This window comes from Chitinophaga sp. 22620 (assembly GCF_052044405.1).
In the GTDB taxonomy this organism is placed as follows: Bacteria; Bacteroidota; Bacteroidia; order Chitinophagales; family Chitinophagaceae; genus Chitinophaga.
In genome coordinates this window covers 345,333-365,065 of the sequence record NZ_JBQEMV010000003.1, presented here as the reverse complement: position 1 = coordinate 365,065, position 19,733 = coordinate 345,333, and the positions used below count along the sequence as shown (strand labels likewise).

Annotated in this window: 18 protein-coding genes; 13 read left to right on the top strand and 5 right to left on the bottom strand. The window is 53.6% G+C overall.

What is annotated here, in order from left to right; translation table 11 throughout:
* Positions 1-7 precede the first annotated feature (7 nt).
* On the bottom strand, positions 8-1,765 hold the full coding sequence (locus ACTJIK_RS16895) for an ATP-binding protein (protein WP_440648187.1): 1,758 nt from the start codon (positions 1,763-1,765) through the stop codon (positions 8-10).
* A gap of 234 nt (positions 1,766-1,999) precedes the next feature.
* Here ACTJIK_RS16895 and ACTJIK_RS16890 point away from each other — a divergent pair, with 234 nt between their 5' ends.
* Both ACTJIK_RS16890 and ACTJIK_RS16885 read left to right on the top strand, forming a co-directional pair.
* Complete coding sequence (locus ACTJIK_RS16890; protein ID WP_440648185.1) at positions 2,000-2,563, top strand: Crp/Fnr family transcriptional regulator; 564 nt, start codon at positions 2,000-2,002, stop codon at positions 2,561-2,563.
* A gap of 96 nt (positions 2,564-2,659) precedes the next feature.
* The gene (locus tag ACTJIK_RS16885; RefSeq protein ID WP_440648183.1) at positions 2,660-3,049 is read left to right on the top strand and encodes a RidA family protein; all 390 of its coding nucleotides are present in this window, start codon (positions 2,660-2,662) and stop codon (positions 3,047-3,049) included.
* A gap of 272 nt (positions 3,050-3,321) precedes the next feature.
* Here the strand turns inward: ACTJIK_RS16885 and ACTJIK_RS16880 are convergent, their stop codons facing one another.
* On the bottom strand, positions 3,322-3,828 hold the full coding sequence (locus ACTJIK_RS16880; RefSeq protein WP_440648181.1) for a hypothetical protein: 507 nt from the start codon (positions 3,826-3,828) through the stop codon (positions 3,322-3,324).
* Between the two features lie 248 nt (positions 3,829-4,076).
* Here ACTJIK_RS16880 and ACTJIK_RS16875 point away from each other — a divergent pair, with 248 nt between their 5' ends.
* From ACTJIK_RS16875 to ACTJIK_RS16840, 8 genes are all read left to right on the top strand, one after another.
* Positions 4,077-4,349, top strand: coding sequence for a hypothetical protein (locus tag ACTJIK_RS16875; RefSeq protein ID WP_440648179.1), 273 nt, complete (start codon positions 4,077-4,079; stop codon positions 4,347-4,349).
* 33 nt (positions 4,350-4,382) lie between these two features.
* Entirely contained in the window at positions 4,383-5,084 is a 702-nt protein-coding gene (locus ACTJIK_RS16870; protein WP_440648177.1) for a hypothetical protein, read from the top strand.
* A gap of 355 nt (positions 5,085-5,439) precedes the next feature.
* Positions 5,440-6,594, top strand: coding sequence for a cysteine desulfurase family protein (locus tag ACTJIK_RS16865; protein WP_440648175.1), 1,155 nt, complete (start codon positions 5,440-5,442; stop codon positions 6,592-6,594).
* Positions 6,595-6,597: 3 nt separating this feature from the next.
* A complete protein-coding gene (locus ACTJIK_RS16860) occupies positions 6,598-8,325 on the top strand; it encodes an XdhC family protein (RefSeq protein ID WP_440648173.1) in 1,728 nt (575 codons plus the stop codon).
* Positions 8,322-9,305 (top strand): GTP 3',8-cyclase MoaA, encoded by a 984-nt coding sequence (moaA, locus tag ACTJIK_RS16855; RefSeq protein ID WP_440648171.1) that lies wholly within the window; start codon positions 8,322-8,324, stop codon positions 9,303-9,305. Before ACTJIK_RS16860 ends, moaA begins: the two co-directional genes overlap by 4 nt.
* A gap of 86 nt (positions 9,306-9,391) precedes the next feature.
* The gene (locus tag ACTJIK_RS16850; protein WP_440648169.1) at positions 9,392-9,871 is read left to right on the top strand and encodes a (2Fe-2S)-binding protein; all 480 of its coding nucleotides are present in this window, start codon (positions 9,392-9,394) and stop codon (positions 9,869-9,871) included.
* A 32-nt stretch (positions 9,872-9,903) separates the two neighbouring features.
* Complete coding sequence (locus ACTJIK_RS16845) at positions 9,904-10,551, top strand: hypothetical protein (RefSeq protein WP_440648167.1); 648 nt, start codon at positions 9,904-9,906, stop codon at positions 10,549-10,551.
* Positions 10,552-10,583: 32 nt separating this feature from the next.
* Complete coding sequence (locus ACTJIK_RS16840) at positions 10,584-12,755, top strand: molybdopterin cofactor-binding domain-containing protein (protein ID WP_440648165.1); 2,172 nt, start codon at positions 10,584-10,586, stop codon at positions 12,753-12,755.
* An 8-nt stretch (positions 12,756-12,763) separates the two neighbouring features.
* On the opposite strand, the gene ACTJIK_RS16835 is transcribed toward ACTJIK_RS16840, so the two are convergent.
* On the bottom strand, positions 12,764-13,585 hold the full coding sequence (locus ACTJIK_RS16835; protein ID WP_440648163.1) for a phytanoyl-CoA dioxygenase family protein: 822 nt from the start codon (positions 13,583-13,585) through the stop codon (positions 12,764-12,766).
* 126 nt (positions 13,586-13,711) lie between these two features.
* Here ACTJIK_RS16835 and ACTJIK_RS16830 point away from each other — a divergent pair, with 126 nt between their 5' ends.
* Positions 13,712-14,578 (top strand): AraC family transcriptional regulator, encoded by an 867-nt coding sequence (locus ACTJIK_RS16830; RefSeq protein ID WP_440648161.1) that lies wholly within the window; start codon positions 13,712-13,714, stop codon positions 14,576-14,578.
* 44 nt (positions 14,579-14,622) lie between these two features.
* Here ACTJIK_RS16830 and ACTJIK_RS16825 read toward each other — a convergent pair whose 3' ends face one another.
* Positions 14,623-15,678 carry a nucleoside hydrolase gene (locus ACTJIK_RS16825; protein ID WP_440648159.1) on the bottom strand — a complete coding sequence of 352 codons (1,056 nt, stop codon included), beginning with the start codon at positions 15,676-15,678 and terminating at the stop codon, positions 14,623-14,625.
* A 167-nt stretch (positions 15,679-15,845) separates the two neighbouring features.
* On the opposite strand from ACTJIK_RS16825, the gene ACTJIK_RS16820 reads away from it, so the two are divergent.
* On the top strand, positions 15,846-16,319 hold the full coding sequence (locus tag ACTJIK_RS16820) for a GNAT family N-acetyltransferase (RefSeq protein WP_440648157.1): 474 nt from the start codon (positions 15,846-15,848) through the stop codon (positions 16,317-16,319).
* 112 nt (positions 16,320-16,431) lie between these two features.
* On the opposite strand, the gene ACTJIK_RS16815 is transcribed toward ACTJIK_RS16820, so the two are convergent.
* A complete protein-coding gene (locus ACTJIK_RS16815; RefSeq protein WP_440648155.1) occupies positions 16,432-17,367 on the bottom strand; it encodes an alpha/beta fold hydrolase in 936 nt (311 codons plus the stop codon).
* Positions 17,368-17,511: 144 nt separating this feature from the next.
* On the opposite strand from ACTJIK_RS16815, the gene ACTJIK_RS16810 reads away from it, so the two are divergent.
* Complete coding sequence (locus tag ACTJIK_RS16810) at positions 17,512-19,716, top strand: GH92 family glycosyl hydrolase (protein ID WP_440648153.1); 2,205 nt, start codon at positions 17,512-17,514, stop codon at positions 19,714-19,716.
* Positions 19,717-19,733: the final 17 nt, after the last annotated feature.

Here is a 19,733-nt window from a genome sequence, read left to right as displayed (position 1 = left end):
CTGCAACTCACGGATGGATCTTAATTTTCGACTGGTCTATGATCTTTCCGATCTCCGCGACCAGCTCGTCGTATTGGATAGGTTTTGTTATATAGCTGTTCGCGCCGGCTTTCAGGGAAAGCAGCTTTGCATCGTCGCCTCCCCGGGAATAAGCGTTACCGCTAAGGACGATCACGGGTATCTCCTGCGTTGGCAGGTAATTCCTGATCCATTTTAATACATCCACCGCCGTGATATCGGTGGCGAGGTTATAGTCCAGCAGGATCACGTCGACGGAAGATTTCCGCAGCCTGTCTTTGCAGGCTGCAAAGCTTGAACAGGTATAAATGATGTAATCCATTCTTTGAAGGTTCAGCGCCGCAATTCTCCGGGACGCGTAATCGTCGTCCACCACCAGCACCCGCAGGCCCTTCAGTGTAAAATTACCGGTAGATTTCAGCTCTGCCACCTGCCCGGCGGAAGCGGTTTCGCAGGGGAGTGAAAATATAAAAGTGGTGCCCCGTTCTGCCATGGGTTCAATATAGATGTCGCCATGCAGGGCCCGGGCCAGCTTGCGGGCAACAGGCAATCCGAGGCCGGTCCCGTTTTCTGTTACAAAAGGTTCAAACACCCGGTTCACCTGATCAGCGGATATACCTTTTCCCTGGTCTTTTATCTCAAAGATCAGCTGATCCTTCTTCGTCATGACGGAAAACCGCACGGTGGAATTCTTTTCGGTGAACTTGATGGCATTGGAAAGAAGGTTGCCGATGATGATGCCCAGCTTGTGTTTGTCCTCATAGAGGTAAGGCGGCAGGTTTTCGGTATTGAATGCCAGTTCCACCGGCCGTTCCTGCGCCATCAGCCGGAATCGTTCTGCAATATTATCCAGCCAGCGGAACAGGTCGAATGCCTCTTTCTTTATCGGCGCTTCCAGGCCCCGTTCAATGCGCGCCCATTCGAGCGAATTATTGATGAACTCATGGGTGGCTTTGGTGGAATTAAGCATGGCATGCAGGTCCCTTATTTTCACTTCCACCACCTCCCAGGGATCCTTTCCTGTTGTGAGCGCCAGCAAATGCTGCAGGTGCCCGTAAACGATATTGAGGTCAATACGAATCTGGTGGCTGTTTTCCTGGACGTATTTACTGATGGCATACTTGGTTCTTTTTAATTCTTCGGTATAATGGGTGTAATGATACACCCGCCGGCGATAGTCGGCAATTTCATGGACGAAGAAATACAACATCAGGCAGGTCAGCATCATTACCGTACCTGTGATCATCCAGCCAATCAGTTCTTCATGGTAGACGGATATCGGGACTTTATCCAGGAAAACGGTGTGGTTGTTGACTCCAATGGCGATAATCACCAGCACGATGAAGGCCGTGGCCAGCCAGCGGATGTTCCTCCCTTCGAATAGCAGGAATGTAATTCCCAGGAGGAAGATGGCCATCGTCTGGACATGCGCGCCGGGGCCCAGGATCAGACCGAAATAAAGCGTGGATAAGCCATGAATAAAGAATGTAAGGGTAATGGCCGGCCCGGTCCTTTGCTGGTAATTCAGGAGAAGCGCCCATCCGCAGAACGCGGCCTCTGCCAGCGCTCCAAGCAATATTTCCGGGGAGCCGGTTATCCTGAACAGGAGATACCCGAAAAATAAAGCAAGCAATAAAGTCACAAAGCCCAGGATGCTGATAATGCGACCGATGTTGCGTTGTGTTGCCGCGGTGATGGCAATTGGGATTCCATTTGCGTCCTTGTCCGCCTTTGACGGGTTAATCATTAATTGGTTGATTTACGGTTGAACAGATTTTTGTCTTCTCGCGTCTCTTAAGGGCAGGGGGCTAATGGCTGGTTCTTGAGGCAAATTACCTTAATAGGGCTGTTGTTTTGTTAATTGATAGTTAATGAGTTAAGAGTTTTAACAGCATTGCATCAGTGATATGTCTCTTATGCTGCGCAACCTCGTCATTTTATACGAACGCCTACCCGGCCGGAAGTTTGTTATCTTGTGCCTATGCAGGAAATTCTAAGGCAACACATCGAGAAAATTGTACCGCTGACCGATGATGAATTTACTTTTGTCCAGTCTCACTTTACCCTTAAAAATTATAAAAAGCGGGAACTCCTTATCCGGAAAGGTGAACGCGCCAGGTATTCTTATTTCGTTGTGAAGGGCCTGCTGGCATTGAGCTTTGAGGACGATTCGGAGAAGGAACATATCGTGGCCTTTGCGATGGAGGACTGGTGGGAAAGCGATTATCGCGCCTGGTTTACGCAGACCCCGGCAAGCATGTCGTTGCAATGCCTTGAAGATACGGAGGTGTTCTGCCTTTCACTGGAAGATTACCAGCAACTGTGCGCCGGCCTCGGGAAGATGGAGCATTTTTTTCTTGGAAAAGCAAATGCCGGCCACGTCGCATCGCAGCAGCGTATATTGTCTTTCCTGACCTCGAATGCAAAGGACCGCTACAGTCAGCTGCTGGAACGTTATCCCTCGCTGTTTCAAAGAGTACCCAAAACCATGCTTGCTTCCTACCTCGGCGTTTCGCGGGAAACCCTTAGCAGGCTTACCTTCTGATCTTTTTTTTCTCCGTTGGATAATTGTGATGTTTGTCACACCGGGAATTGTATACCGTTCCCATCTTTGCAGTGTACATTTCAAAAAACTGAACTGATGGAAAAACGGATCATTAATCCCTGGAAATGGCAGGACGAGCGCGGTTATGCGCAGGCGGTGGAAGTAAAACAGGTGGAAGGCACGCTTTATTGCGCCGGGCAGGCGGCGGTGGAAGCGGACGGCCGGTCCAGCACCGCCGACATGAAAACCCAGCTGCTCCTGGCCCTGCGAAACCTGGAACAGGTTATCAGCGAGGCAGGTTATGAATGCAGTGGTATTGTGCGGTTGAATCTTTACACCACTTCCTCGGCGGAGCTTTTTTCTCATTTTGATATTTTACGGGACTGGGTAGCCAGGCACAACGTCCGGCAGGCGCTTACCATGCTGGAAGTAAAAAGCCTTTTTGAAACCCTGACCGTAGAGCTGGAAGCTACGGTGGTGAAATAACTGTAAAGCGGTTGACCGCTTGTAAACTGGAAACGGATATTGGAAACGATATCCGTTTTTTATTGCTGGAATACGCAACCGGCTGCCATAGCGTATGGTAGCCGGTTTCACCGGCAAAAAACACCCCATTCACCGAAAAACGGTTGGTCTGAATTCCACCATGAAGTTATTTTGCGGGAGATGATGAGGGGCAACATCCCAAATTTCCTGCCGGGCCTCGTACACTTTTTCCCCGCGGCCGAATACCAGTTCAATGTTCAGCTGCTCGCGTCTTACGTATAGCGTAGCCTTGTCGTATTTTTTATTTTGGTTTTTTCCTGTTTCGACATATAATCCCATAAAACGGGTATGTAAGAGGAGTCGGAATTGTCAAATGTATCGTACTGCCAGGCGGACGAGGCGGCATGGTCCTTAGCGAAGCCTATATTGTAAGTCTTGTCTTCTTTCTTTGTCAGTATTACTTCCTGCGCCGTGATAGCCTTACGTTTGGCGATGTTAACCTTCACTTTGATTTTGGAAATAACCTTCAATTTTTTACCGGCAAGCCTGATATATCCCGGCTCGGTGATCCTGAAATGTTTCGTCAATAGATCACGGACCTGTTGTTCGTCGGGCTTCGAAGTTATCACTTTCTGTATGTTGCCGGCCGTGTCCACCCAAAGCTCAAATGAATAATACAGGCCGTCCGCCGGGTCCTTATCCAAGGGAAGCATCAGTGCAGCGATCCCTGCATCCAGGTTGGTCTTATCTGTTACTTCGAATCCGGGGATATTAATCAATTCATCCTGAAAAACGGGTGTACCCGCTATAATGATTTCTCTGAGCCTTTTCTCGTTTTCCATTTTCAGCTTCCCGGGGCAGGAATGAATAACAGAAGGGCGGAACAACGGCTGCCGCGCCGGCCGGTTTATGCGCAGAATGGCATTTCTCCGGCGAATATGGATTTTCCCCCGGCGAATATCGATCAGCCTGCGTCAGTAATGCCCGGCATCGTATTTTAGGTATCGTAAAACCATATTGAAGAACGATGAAGATAACCCGGTCCATACTAAAAATTATTGAGGCTCTCTTAATACTCGGCGTATTCGGCTACCTGGCTTATGTGATGATCAATTTTGACCAGCTCAGCGGCAGGCAGTTCTTCTTTGTTATCCTCATCGCCTCCGTCATGATCAGCATCTTCGGCAAGATCGCGGCGGCGGTCATCACGGCTGTTATTGGCATCGCAGGCTGCATCTTTATGCTGGCGGACAGGGACGATGATGACCAGGACAAGATCGTCGGATCAAAACGAGTTTAATATCTGTATTATTCACCCATTAAGCATTGAAAAATGTCTACCTCTGTTATTATCATCATCATTCTGGCCGCTGTGGCCTATGGCGTATTCATGATGTTTTACATGAAAAAGCTCAAAGGCACCCGGCAAAAATACGCCGGCGACGATGCCCTGGCCCAGGCGCCGCAGATACAGGAAGAATTATTAAGGAGTCATTTCGCTGCCATAAAAAAGCAGATGCAGGATGCCCCGGTTGACGCCTTTACCCAATGCGCCTATATCACCACGGTGGGCAACAAGGTGAAATCAGCCGCCGCAACAGCGGCCAAAACCGCGGCCTGGGCCATGGTGGGGGTAAAGGCCCGTTACCACGAAGCGGATCACGCGGCTTACCTGGTACTGAGCGGCGACAGCCTTCATTATCTTTTCTTTGAAGAAGGCGAAGCCAAAGAACATCTCATCTTCGACCGCTTCCGCCTGCTCAGCGCCAGGGCTGCCGCCATTACCAATGGCGAAAAAGTGACCCGCCTGTCGTCCGTAATGGGCCAGAAACCGCTGAAAATGAGTATGGATATTGATGGGAGACTCACGGATGTTATCTATTACGGGGAAGTGCGCCGCCCGCCTGAATCTGCCCTTTACGGAGAGGGTATCATGAAAGTGCAGGGCATGGGTGAGCTACATGGGAAGTTCGGGCTGCTCGGCAGGTATTTCAAGAAGAGGTTTTACGAACAATACCCGCATCTTTCAGCTTAATATTATTTAACAACAGAGACCCGCGTAAATCCAGTGTTTACGCGGGTCTCTTAATATTATTATTCGCTATACTGCGGATGTCAGATCCTTTATAACACCGTCACTGGCTTTACAAACAGCTTACCGGTAATATTGATAGAAAAACCAGTAATAGATATACGTTGACCCCCGGATTTTCCCCGAAATTGTAAGCCTGAAGGCATTTTTCCCGCCCGGGCACGCCCGGATAAAATAACAGCCGGACACCGCCTTTTTAATGTTTAACACACGATTTATTCGTATTTTGAATAGGCCGTGCTTTTTAGCAGGGATGCAGTGAAACTGGTAAACAAAAAAGCCGCCCGGTACTTTTTGCATGAACCGCCAGCCGATATATCTCGACTATAACGCGACCACTCCCTGCGATCCGCGGGTGGTGGAGCATATGCTGCCTTATTTCACCCATCGCTTCGGCAACCCGGCCAGCGCCGATCACCTGTATGGCTGGGCGGCGCGGGAAGCAGTGGAAGAAGCGCGGGAAGCGGTGGCGGCGCTGATCGGCGCGGCACCCAAACAGATCACCTTCACTTCCGGCGCCACGGAATCCATTAATCTTGCCCTCAAAGGCCTGGCGGCAGCTCATGGGAACAAGGGGCACATCATTACCTGCCATACCGAACACAGGGCGGTGCTGGATACCTGCGCATACCTTGAAAGCACAGGCATCCGCGTAAGCCGGCTGGATACCGGCGCCGATGGCCGCGTTTCCGCGGAACAGCTGGAAGCTGCGATCGCAGGCGATACGATCTGCATTGCGCTGATGTACGGCAATAACGAAACCGGCGTATTACACCCGGTAGATGAGATCGGGCGCATCGCCAGCAGGCGGCAGGTGCCGTTCTTCTGCGACGCTACGCAGGCGGCAGGCAAGATGCCGGTGGATGTGAACGCTTCGGGGATAGACCTCATGGCATTTTCCGCACATAAACTATACGGCCCGAAGGGCGCCGGCGCATTATATGTACGCAGCCGCCGTTCCGCCGCCTTGTTGCCGCAGCAGCATGGCGGTCATCACGAACAGGGCCTGCGGAGCGGCACGCTCAATACGCCCTGTATTACCGGGTTCGGCAAGGCCGCACAGATCTGCCGGGAAGAAATGACGGCGGAAGGGCAGCGGCTGCGCCATCTGCGTGATGAACTGGAACATGCGCTTTTAAAGATTCCAGGTGTGCGGGTAAACGGCGGTAAAGACCGTCTGCCGCATGTAAGCAACCTGCTGCTCCCGCATCCTGACGCGGAAAAACTGCTGCTATCCCTTTCCGCCTGCCTGGCGATGAGCCGGGGCAGCGCATGCACTTCGGGACTGATACAGCAGCCCTCGCATGTACTGAAGGCAATGGGACTGAGCGATGAGCAGGCGGCCCGTTCAGTGCGTATCAGCCTCGGCCGTTTCACGACGCAGGAAGACATACGCCTGGCGGCTGCATACATCAGCCAGGCAATTTTATCCATTCAACCGTTGACGGCATAAGCAATGAAAGAGATCACGCAGATCATACAGGCATACGCGGCCGCCGGCGCACAGCATAAAAAAGCAGTGCTGGCCACGGTGGTGCATATCGAAGGCTCGTCGTACCGCGGTCCGGGCGCACGTATGCTCATTACGCAGGACGGTATGCTTACCGGCGCCATCAGCGGCGGCTGCCTGGAAGGTGACGTGCTGCGCAAAGCGCTCCTGGTGATGGCGGAAGAAAAACCACTGCTGATCACCTACGATACCTCCGGCGACGACGATGCCGTTATCGGCGTAAACCTGGGCTGCAATGGCATCATCCGCATATTGCTGGAACCTGTGCCGGCAGGGGGTGAGAACAACGCGGTAAGCCTGCTGCAGGCAGCCGCCGCACAACGGCGCCCGGCAGTGATCGCCACGTTCTTTTGCATGGAAGGCCCGAAAGACCCGCAACAGGGCACCCGCCTGGTCTATACCGGCGATGGCCTGCTGAAAGGCGATACCACGGCCTCACCGGCTGCAGGCAAGATACTTTCCGATGTACAGCAGGTACTGGTTGCCGGCGCTTCCGGTTTCATACAATATGAGCAGGGTGTCACCTGCTTTTTGGAATACCTTGCGCCCGCGCCGGCACTGATCATTGCGGGGGCGGGCAACGATGTGCTGCCGCTGGCCGGTATGGCAGGCATACTGGGCTGGGAGGTCACCATCCTTGACGGGCGCCCTGCTTACGCCAACGAAGCGCGTTTTCCTTCCTGCCAGGTGATGGTAACGCCCGCGGAAGACGCACTGCACAAGGTGCGCCCTGACCAGTGGACGGCCGTTGTGCTGATGTCTCACAATTATACTTACGACAAAGCGCTGCTAAAACAGGCGGTAACCAGCCCCGCCGCATATATCGGGATACTCGGCCCGCAAAAGAAACGGGAGCGGCTGTTGCAGGAACTCCGGGAGGAAGGCCTGCATCTTTCCGCGGCGCAGCTGGACCGGGTTTCCGGACCCACCGGCCTCGATCTCGGCGCGGAAACGCCGGAAGAGATCGCCTTGTCCATCCTCGCTGAAATAAAAGCAACGTTTGCCGGCGCCTCAGCCCGGCCGCTGAAGAACTCGGGGGGCCACATTCACCGCCGGCAAACGCGGGCGGCCCAGCCCATGCAAACATATGCTGTGCTGGTACTCGCAGCCGGCGCCTCTCAACGCCTGGGTACGCCCAAGCAGGAACTCCGCTACCAGGGAGACACGCTGCTGAGGAACGCGGTGCATACCGCTGCGCAGCTAAACACCGCGGCTGCCGTTGTAGTGCTCGGCCATGATGCTGAGCGGCTAAAGTCGCAACTGGACGGTCTTGCAGCCGAGGTGGTGGTGAATGATGAACATAAAGACGGCATGGCCAGCTCTATCAGGGCTGGCGTGGCTTATATCAGCAAACAACATCCCGGGGTGGCCAACGTGCTGATCATGTTATGTGACCAACCGCATGTGGATGCGCTGCACCTGCGCCGGTTGATTGCCGCGAAGCAGGCTGCCGCAGCTCCGGCCGCGGGCAGCTGTTATGCAGAGCGAAAGGGCGTGCCCGCCGTGTTCCACCGGTCGCTGTTCTCACGCCTGGAAGCCTTAGAAGGCGATGCCGGGGCCAAACACCTCATTGAAAGCCTGGGCGATGCCGTAGCCGGCGTGCCTTTCCCGGAAGGCGCCATTGACATAGACACCATAGAGAACTTTCAACAACTGACATCCGCACCAACATGATCGTAGACCAGCACCATAGGAACCATAATTACCTGCGCATTTCACTGACCGATATGTGCAACCTGCGGTGCGCCTACTGCATGCCGGAAGAGGATTATCCTTTTATGCCCGGCTCGCGCCTGATGCAGCCCGGAGAGATCGAAGCGATCGGCCGTGTGTTTGCGCAGCTGGGTGTCAGCAAAATAAGGCTTACCGGCGGCGAACCGCTGGCGAGGAAGGACTTCGGCGATATACTGCAACGGCTGGCTGCCTTACCGGTAGCCCTCACGCTGACGACCAACGGCACATTGCTGCACCGCCACCTGGGCGGCCTGCTGGACGCCGGCGTACGCAGTCTCAACATCAGCCTGGACAGCCTGCGGCCGGAAACTTTTTTCAGGATCACCCGGCGGGATAAATTCAGCCTTACAATGAACAACATCCGCATGGCAATGGCGGGCGGCATGCAGGTAAAGATCAACATGGTGGTCATGAAAGGCGTCAACGACGAGGAAGTGGCAGACTTTGTTGCCTGGACGAAAGATGAACAGGTCGATATCCGTTTCATTGAATTTATGCCTTTTGCCGCCAACCGCTGGAATGCGGCGCAGGTGCTGCCGAAACAGGAACTGCTGGAACGGCTTGCCCGGCAATACGATTTTGAGCCGCTGGAAAGAGAGCCGCATGCCACGAGCCAGCCTTACCGGGTGCACGGCCATGCGGGCACCTTCGCGGTGATCAGCACCATGAGCGCGCCTTTCTGTGGCGGATGCAACCGGATGCGGCTGACCGCCGACGGCAAAATGAAAAACTGCCTGTTCTCCAAAGATGAAACAGACCTGCTCACCAGCCTTCGCAACGGCGGAGACCTCGAAGCACTGATCAGGCTGAACATCCTGGGGAAAGCGGAAAAGCTGGGCGGCCAGTTCGATGAAATGAACCTGGCGGAACTGCAGGGAGAACAACTGATCAACCGCAGCATGATCAGCATAGGAGGGTAGCTGGACCTGCGAAGCTGCTCCATCAACAAAATGAAAAACATTATAGGAATATCCGCCGCAACGCGGCCCATTTAAAAATATCTTTTATGGCAATTATCAATTTGAAAGTCAACGGTAAGGCCCATGCCATCGACGTAGACCCGGAAATGCCCCTGCTGTGGGCCATCCGCGACGTAGTGGGCCTTAAAGGCACCAAGTACGGCTGCGGCGTGGCGCAATGCGGCGCCTGCGTGCTGCACATGAACGGTGAAGCCGTGCGCTCCTGCGTAACCAAGGTAAAGCGGGCCGCCGGGCAAAACATCGTGACCATCGAAGGCCTTTCCAGTAACAACGGGCACCCGGTGCAGCAGGCCTGGGCGGAAGTGGACGTGCCGCAATGCGGTTATTGCCATTCAGGCCAGATCATGTCTGCCGTTGTGCTGCTAAAAGACAACCCCAACCCCACGGACGCCGATATAGACGCCGCCATGGCCGGTAACATTTGCCGGTGCGGCACATACCCGCGCATCCGGAAAGCCATTCACCTGGCGGCGGACCTGCAGCGTAAGTCGGAAGGCAAAAAATAAGGTCATTTTTTTTTGTACACCAATCTCATGACATGAAACCGCAACTCGATCAACAATTCAGGCTGATGTTCACCAGGAACAGGATACTCGGGCTGGGCTTTGTGCTTGCCACCATCACCATTATCCTGTCAGGGTTTGGTATGGACCGGAACGGGCCAGGCAACGCCCACGCCACTGAAACATATGCGAAAGACAGCGCCGCCTCCGTACAGGCATTCATGAACGTGTATAAGGTGCTCATGAGCCCGCGCTGTATGAACTGCCACCCTTCAGGAGAAATACCGCTCCAGGGTGACAATGGCGCGCTGCACACCATGTTCCCGCAACGCGGTAAAGACGGTAAGGGCGTATATGCCATGAAGTGCAGTAACTGTCACCAGCCGCAGAACTCCCCGGGCTTGCATGCGCCGCCCGGCAATCCCGAATGGCACCTGCCGCCCGCGGATATGAAAATGGTGTTCCAGGGCAAAACGCCGCACCAGCTGGCTATGCAATTGAAAGACCCCGCGCAGAACGGGCACAAGAACATGAAGCAGCTGCTGGAACATGCCTCGGACGGCCTGGTGAAATGGGGATGGGAACCCGGCGAAGGCCGCACCCTGCCGCCCCTGAGCTACGAAGAATTTAAAAAAGAATGGTATACCTGGATAGAGAAAGGCGCTTTCGTGCCCCAGCCATAACCAGATTCTTATTCCAATAAAACGAACATTTTATGTCGCAGACTCCGGATAAAAAAACGCTCTCCCGCCGCCACTTCCTCAGGATATCCGGTCTTACCGGAACGGCATTATGCCTTGGATTCTTTCTCCCCGCCAGCGGCGAAGAAGCTGAAGTGGTGAACGCTTTGGATGCGGCCGCCACCGAAATAGAAATGAATCCCTGGATATTGATCGATACATCCGGCAAGATCACCCTCATGAACCACCGCGCTGAAATGGGCCAGGGCATTTACCAGGCCGTGCCGCAGATCATTGCGGAAGAGCTGGAAGTGGACCTGGACAAAGTGAACCTCGTATTTGCGCAGGGCAACCAGAAGAAGTACGGCAGCCAGGTCACCGGCGGCAGCTCCACCGTGCGCGGTTCCTATAAAAAGCTTCTTGCCCTGAGCGCAACCGCCCGCGAAATGCTGATCGCAGCCGCGGCGGCCAAATGGAACGTGGCCGCATCCGAATGTTATGCAGCGCATGGCAACGTGATACACAAAGCATCGGGGAAAAAATTCCATTACGGGGAACTGGTGGTGGACGCGGCAAAGCTACCCGCTCCCAAGGATGTTCCTCTCAAGAAACGCGCTGATTATAAACTGATCGGCAAACCGCTGCGCCGGCAGGACACGAAGATAAAAACGAACGGCGCCGCCGTATTCGGCCTGGACAAACAGGTGCCCGGAATGCTGTATGCCATGGTGGAACGCAGCCCCCGGCTGCACGGCAAAGTGGCGGGCTTCGACGATTCGGCGGCCCTTAAGGTTCCCGGCGTCAAAAAAGTATTCAAAGTAAAAATGGGCGTGCACAATGTATTCCGTGAAGGCGTAGCCGTGGTGGCCACTTCCACCTGGGCCGCCATGCAGGGAAAAAAGGCATTGAAGGTAACCTGGGACGACAGCGGCTTTGAGCACACCAGCACCGCAGCCATTTACCAACGCATGAAAGATGACCTGCAAAACAAAGAAGGGCTTTCCGCAAAGGTAAAAGGCGACCCGAACAGTGTGTTGCAGCAGCAAGGCGGGCAGAAAATAGACGTGATCTATGAAACCCCCTACCAGTCGCACAGCGCCATGGAGCCGCTGAACTGTGTGGCGCACTACCAGGGCGACAAGGTGGAGATATGGGGCCCTATACAGGCGCCGGAATGGGTGCAGGACTATATCAGTAAACAACTGTCCATTCCCCGGGAAAACGTGATCGTGAACCTGACCTTCCTGGGCGGCGGCTTCGGCAGGAAAGCCTTTATGGACTACCCGCACGAAGCAACCATGATCTCCAAGGAAATCGGCGCGCCCGTACAGGTGATCTGGACGCGGGAAGACGATGCCACGCAGGGCCCATACCGGCCCGGTATATCTTACCGCTGCCAGGGCGTGGTGAACAACGGGGGGATAGACGCATTCAAGGTAACCCTTGCGGGCCAGAACATAGGCCATTGGAGGGGCGCACCGAAAGACCAGCCCAACGACAGTGCCACGGAGGGTTTTTTACGCCATTATTTCGATACGGTAAAGAATATCGGCGTATGGGACATTCCCTTTGAAACGCCCATCCCGCCTATATGGTGGCGGTCCGTATACGCATCTACCAACGGCTTTGCCTATGAGAGCTTTATGGACGAGCTGGCGGTGGCCGCGGGCAAAGACGCGCTGGAGTTCCGCAGGCAATACCTTACAGAAGAGCGTTCGCGGCAACTGATGGATAAGCTGGAAGAAGTGTCCGGCTGGAAAAAACGCGGCAAAAATGAAGGTTATGGCCTGGCCATTACCGAATGTTTCGGCACCACGGTGGGGCAGGTGGTGAAGGTATCCAAACCTGCCGGCGGAGCGCTGAAGATAGACCAGGTTTGGGCGGTGGTCGATTGCGGCTGGTACGTGAACCCCGATACCATCCGTGCGCAGGTGGAAGGTTCCATTGTAATGGGCCTGGGCGCCGCAACCATCCATGAGATCACGTTTGCGGACGGAATGGTGGAGCAGCGGAATTTCTACGATTATAAAATGCCGCGCATCAACGACATACCGCCCATTGAAGTGCATATCATGGAAAACGAAGCCAATGCCGGCGGCGTAGGCGAACCGGGCCTGCCGCCGTTTGCCCCGGCGCTTACCAATGCCATCTTCGATCTCAGCGGGAAAAGGATCCGGAAGCTTCCGTTCAATATGGCGGAGGTATGATATAAGCTTTACAACAGCAGGGGATTCAGCGCAGAAGCGGCCGGCCCGCCAATGGGCAAGCCCATCAGCCAGGTGCTATGGTCGTTCTGCTGCCACTTATGCTTGGGCGCGGTGATCTTCGCATCTTCAGCAATATAGATAACCGTCATAACTTCCCGCATATGGGGCGAGTGATTGCCGGGCGCGCTGTGGATGGTATAACCGTAATGCCAGGTGGCATCGCCGGCGTTCATCGTGGATGCGCGGGTAATGGGGAATCGATGATCGTCCACATATTTATTAAACGCATCTTCCGATTCATCGGATATTTCATAGTCGAAAACAACGCCGTTTTTATGCGAGCCGGAAGCAAAGGTGAGCATGCCCATATCCACGTCAATATCTACCAGCGGCATCCACATGGTAATGGTGTTATGCGTATCAATGGGCCAGTAATACTGGTCCTGGTGCCAGGGTGTGGGCCCGCCGCCGGGTTCCTTGAACAAAGCCTGGTCGTGATAGATGCGCACGTTGGGCACACCCAGCAGATCTGCCGCCATCTTCGCAAAGCGCCTGGCCAGCACAAATTTTTTCACCCGCTCGTCCACACGCCACAAATTCATGATCTGCAGAAACGCCTTGCCATAAGTATCCCTTTCTTCCATGCTTCGTTTCTCGGTATTATATGTATTGGCCGCATCAACAATAACATCGCGGTAAGCGGCTACCTCGCCGGCATTGAGCACATTGCCGGTAAGTATATGCCCGTTTTGACGAAAGGATTCCGCTTGTGCGGGAGAAATTTCCCGGACATCGTTTAATTCCGGCAGGGTGGAGGTGATAGCATTCATAACTGGAACGTTTTAATATTACGAAATAAAGCCTTTAAGGGCGGGGAAAAAATGCCGGGATTGGTCATTTATTGGGGTATTTTATCCATTTGGGGTAATAATCTTATTTTTAAGATAAAAAAAGCAATGCTTAAAGCCTCTTACGAAGTTTTGCAGCCCGCGGGTAATCACTCTTTCCTGGTGAGAACATTCGGGAAAACAGGTTTTGCTGCGCCTTATCATTTTCACCCGGAATATGAACTGACCTGGATCGTGAAAGGGAGCGGCAAACGGTATGCAGGCAGCCATATGGCCGGGTTTTCAGACGGCGATCTCGTTTTATTAGGCCCTCATGTGCCCCATTGCTGGAAACTGCAACCCGATGCGAAGAACAAACCCGCGGCACGTTCTGTAGTGATCCAGTTCACGCCTGACTTTTTGGGAAGCGATTTTTTCTCCAAGGCCGAGCTGGCCAATATCCATAAGCTGTTCCAGAGAAGCGGGGGCGGTATACAGTTTGTGAAAAGTACACCGGCAATGGTGCAGGAACAGTTGCGGGAACTCACGGAGGAGAAGAATAATTTTAAACAACTGATAGGGCTGCTGGAAATATTGCAGCAGCTGGCGGTTTCGAAAGAGTATGTATTGCTGGACCGGCAGCGGCTGATAGCGGAGCTGTCGCCGGCGGAGCAGGCCAGGATCAATCCCATCTTTGCATACCTGGTGGAGCATTTCAGGCGGGAGGTTTCGCTGAACGAAGCGGCTGCCATTGCCGGCATGACGCCCAATGCATTTTGTAAATACTTCAAGCGGATCACCCGCAAAACCTTTATGGAAACCGTTATTGAATACCGGGTCAACTATGCCGCCCAACAGCTGATCCAATCAGGTAAAACGATAGCGGATATTTGTTTCGACAGCGGGTTTGGCGATGTATCGCATTTTTATAAGATGTTCAAAGCCAAAATGCAGGTAAGCCCGCTGCATTACCGGCAGCAATTCGGCGCCTTGTGATACGTGTTCCCGCATTTCCTGAAAAAGGGAATTTTAGCACGTTGTTATGGGCGGGGCCCTTTCAGAAGCAGCGTATCCAGCACGGATTCCACGTACCGGTCGTTGGGCTTTCCGTCACGCATTTTCTTTAAAAGATAAGCCTGCTGGCTGTCCCTGTCAGCTTTCCATTCGAAGGTCATATCGGGATGAAGGTCCATATATCCGTTCGTCTGGATATCCCAGTAATCGCGTAATCCACGGACGGCGTACAAAACCGAAGCGAGGTCCGCCACATGGCGGTTCTTTGGCGTGCCTCCGAAATACAGCTCATATGCCCTTCGTACCGGGTTGTCATGAGGCGTCTGCGAAAGATGTTCTCCTATCGCCAGCCCGCTGGGCACAGAGCATACCTCGCGCCCGGCAAAGACGAGTTCCGCGGGCCAGTGCCGGATGGCGTAATATGCGGCGGCAGCGTCGTAAAAGAAATTGACGTTGCCCAGTTTGAGATCGTCCCTGGCAGGGGAACCGATGAAATTCCCGCCCATGCATACCCAGGTTTTCACCTTGCGTTTTACCAGCTCCATACCGCTTGGATGGCCGGCTTCCGCGGGAAGCTGAAGAAGCTCGCTGATATTCGTCAGGTAGCCGACAGTAACGATCACTACAGACCGGTCCGGTTGTGCTTCGAGGATATGCCGGTAAAGGTCCACCGCTTCCGGTGCTGTAGCCGGGTTAAAGTCATGAGGGAACGCTGAAGCAATGCCTTTGGTGTACAGCGATTTCCGTAAAACGCCTTTTCCTTTCCGGATGCCGATCGGGATATCGGGACGTTTGTAATAAGTGTTGATGACATCGATGGCCGGTGCTGAGAAAGTATCTATGGTGCTGCACATCATGGCAAGAATTTCACATTCGCCCTGGTCCTGCAGCGTGTGCAGCACTGCCATGGCGCCCGCATCGTCGCAGTCTGTGTGCATGTCCGTATCGAAAATGATCCTGACCGGGTTTGTAAGCGCCGGATTATCCTTTGGCGCCCGCTGGGAAAAAGCAGCTTCCGGCATCATCGCCGCGACAGTGCCGGCAAGGAAAAATATAATTTTATGCAGAGCAAGGCGCATCATATGTCGTTATTTGGTTTTTAGGATCCGGTATCAAATTAAGCACTTTATTTTGAAGGTTGGAAGGGGAAGGCATGCCCTGTTTCCCGGAGCCGTTGTTTTTGTATATTTAGCATCTCATCGGACAAACCATGACAATAAAACCCTGCACAAAAGAAGATATACAAGATATGACCCAGGTCCTGATACAATCATACCTGGAACATTACACCCATTTATGGGAAGACGAAGGCGTAAATTATATGAAAAACAGCTTCAATGCAGAGCAGCTGGAAGAAGAAATGTCAAACCCCAACAGCGTCTTCTATTTGATCCACGACGGGCAAAAATATATAGGACTTGTTAAGCTGAACATAGACAGTGCCGTAGATTCCTTCCCGGCAAGCACAACCCTGGAACTGGAACGTATTTACTTTATCAAAGAAGCTGCCGGCAAAGGTTTTGGTAAAGCGGCCGTAGATTTTGTTTCAAACTATGCCATACAGAAACACAAGCGCGTTGTTTGGCTCAAAGCCATGCAAACAAGCCCCGCGGTTGAATTTTATAAAAAAAGGGGATTTGAGGTTATCCGGGAAACGGAACTTGATTACATACATGTCAGGAGCGAGTTCAAAAAAATGGTGGTGATGGCGATGCACGTGTAAAATAAGCGCATAAAAAGGCCGGCCTTTCGTGTACTCAAAGTACTCTCTGGCCGGCCTAATCCCATCGGGACTTTTAGGTTCCTCTGAAATCTTCTATCACAGCAAAAAACAATTAAAAAGTCGGCGGCGGTGCATCCAGGTCGGCATCCAGGAAATCAGTGACCATGGGTATCAGCCAATCCGTGCGCTGCATCATGCCTATATGGGTGGTGCCCGGGATAATGGCGAGACGGGATTTAGGCAGCCCCGTTAAGTCTCCCATTTTTCCGCCGCCCTTGGCCCGGAACAGTTCCAGCGCATGCTCGTACCGCACGCCGTCCGCATCGCCAATGGCCATGAATATCGGGGCCTTTATGTTCTTTACGTCTTTGGTCCAGTCATAAGGCTTCAGGTCTATGCTGATTACCTTTTTGACATATTCGTCGAAATGGGCCGGGTCATTTCCAAGGCTGTCGTATAGCTTTTGAATAGGCGTGCCTTTAAACATATCTGGGGTAAAGCTTGCGTACATGGCCTCTACTTCGGGCCACCATCCGTCGTGGGCATAGGTGCCTGACAGTACCACGAGCCTGCGTACCTGTTCAGGATGGCGCACGGCAAACTGGAAGGCTATGCCGCCTCCCATGCTGTAGCCCAGTATATCGGCACTGTCTATCCTGAGATGCTTTAACAGCCCGGATACATCGTCCGCCATGCCTTCGTAGCTCAGCTCCCTCGGGATATCTTTCGTGCGGCCGTGGCCTTGCATTTCGGCAACTATTACTTTCCGGCTCTTAGCCAGCACCGGTATGACTTGCGACCAGTTCAGGGGTATATTCATATAAGAGCCATGCAGCAATACAATGGGTTTGCCCTGGCCGTATACTTCGTAGTACATCTTCAGCCCGTTTACATCCACATAGCCGCTGTCTGCCGGTTGTATACGCTGGCTGGTTGAATCTTTGGTTTCAGCCGGGGCCTTGGACCCATTCTCTGTACGCGGCTGGCAGGAGGCAATTACGGCCATAATGACGGCAACTGAAATGCTGGTTATAACATGCTTGTTCATATCGGGAGTTTTAATTACGATACAAATTTCGGCAACAAAATTTTCCCGCTTGCAGTGTATATGCGACAATCATCGGGTTAAAAGCGACAGCCGGGGAAAGCCCGGAGTATTTGTATACGCTTTTTCCTGCTATATTTATGTTTCATGAAACAGATCTCCGCGTTATTATTACTGGTGTGCAGCGGCGCTTATGCGCAGCAGTCTTCATTTGTAAGCTATGTAAACCCCCTGACGGGCACCTCTGCGTCCACCACCATCAGCGCCGCCAAACATGGCGCGGGCACTGAGATGCTGGCCAACGTTATCCCGGCGGTGGGCCTGCCTTTCGGTATGCTGCAGCTAAGCCCGCAGACCCGCACCACTGAGCGTAAATGCCAGGCGCCCTATTATTACAAAGACGAAACTTCCGGCGGCTACCGGCTCACGCACTGGCTGAGCGGCTCCTGCACGCAGGACTATGGAAGCGTAACCATCATGCCGGTGACCGGTTCCCTGAAACCTGGCGCCACGCTGCCGCTTGACCATCAAACAGAAGTAAGCGGCCCGCATTATTACAAGAACCGGCTGGGCGGCGTGCAAACAGAAATGACGGCCACAGCACGTTGCGGCATGCTACAGTTCACCATGCTGCAAACAGACAGCCTGTACCTGCTGATAACGCCCAATAGCGACAAACAAAAAGGTTTTGTAAGCATAGACACTGCCAGGAAAGAAATTACCGGTTATAACCCCGTTTACCGCATTTACCAGGGAAGTGGCCAGCCGGCCGGTTTCAGCGGCTGGTTTGTGATCCAGTACGAAACAGCTGCCACCGCGGGAACATTTTCGGCAACAGGAACCTCAGCCGCTTTAAGCATCAGGGACCGGCCCGGGGCGGGCGGCTACATTGGCTTAAAAGCAGCGGCGGGCACCGTGGTAAAGCTGCGTATCGGCACTTCATTCACCGGCCTGGAAGGCGCCCGCAGGAATCTACATGCCGAAATGAACACCTGGGATTTCAGTCGCCTGAAGGAACAGGCCGAAAGCGCCTGGAATAAAGCGCTTGGGCAGATTGAAGTATCCGGCGCCGGCGAATCGGCAAAACGGATATTTTATACTTCGCTGTACCGCACCATGCAGCACCCGCGCCTGATGAGCGATGTGGACGGGCGCTACCCGCGCTTTGCAGGCGATTACCAGCTGGAGCAGCTGAAAGAGGGAAATTATTATGATGATTTTTCCATGTGGGACACTTACCGCGCGCAGCTGCCTTTGTTTGAAATACTGCAGCCCCGCCTGATCAACGACTGCGTGCGATCCATGATACTGAAAGGGGAGCAGGGCGGCTGGCTGCCCATTTTCCCCTGCTGGAACAGTTACACCGCCGCCATGATCGGAGACCATGTTACGGCCTTCATTGCATCGGCCTTTAACAAGAACATCCGCCAATATGATGTGGCCAAAGCATATGCGTTGATGCGGAAAAATGCCTTCGACGTAGCGCCACTTTCCGACTACAAAAACGGCAAAGGCCGCCGCGCACTGGCCTCCTATCTTCAATACGGGTATGTTCCGCTGGAAGACAGCGTGCCGGATGCCTTTCACAAAAAAGAACAGGTATCGCGCACGCTGGAGTATGCGTATGACGACTATGCCCTGGCCACCATAGCAGCAGCAACCGGTAAAAAACGCGACCATGCGTTGCTGGCGGCACGCGCCCGGAACTACCGCCATGTGTTCGACACATCGGTGGGTTTAATGAACGGCCGCTACAGCCACGGCGGCTTTTATAAAGCGTTCCACCCGGATAAAAAACTTCCCTTTATCACCGAAGGCACCCCGCGTCAATACACATTCTACGTACCGCAGGACGTTAGGGGGCTGGCCGCGTTAATGGGCGGCGAAAAGGCCTTTGAAGAGGCGCTGGATAGCCTCTTCCTCAAAAATGAATACTGGCACGGCAACGAGCCCGGCCACCATATTCCTTTCCTGTATAACTACACGGCTGCGCCGCATAAAAGCCAGCAAATCGTAGCGCGTATTTTGAAGGAAGAGTACAGCGACGGCATTGGCGGCCTGAGCGGCAACGACGATGCCGGCCAGATGAGCGCCTGGTATGTTTTTGCAGCTATTGGCATGTACCCGGTGGACCCCGTTGGCGGGCAGTACCAGCTGGTTACGCCGGCGTTTGAACGGGTTGTGATCAGGCTGCCAAATGGCAGGAACTGGGAGATAACGGTAACCGGGGGCGGTTCCTGCATCCGCTCGGTCAGCCTCAACGGCCGGCAGCATAAGGCCATGCATATTACGCATGATATGCTGATGCGCGGCGGGAAGCTGCAGATCTATACCGCACGGTGCCCCGCCTGATACCGGACCGTTAGCTG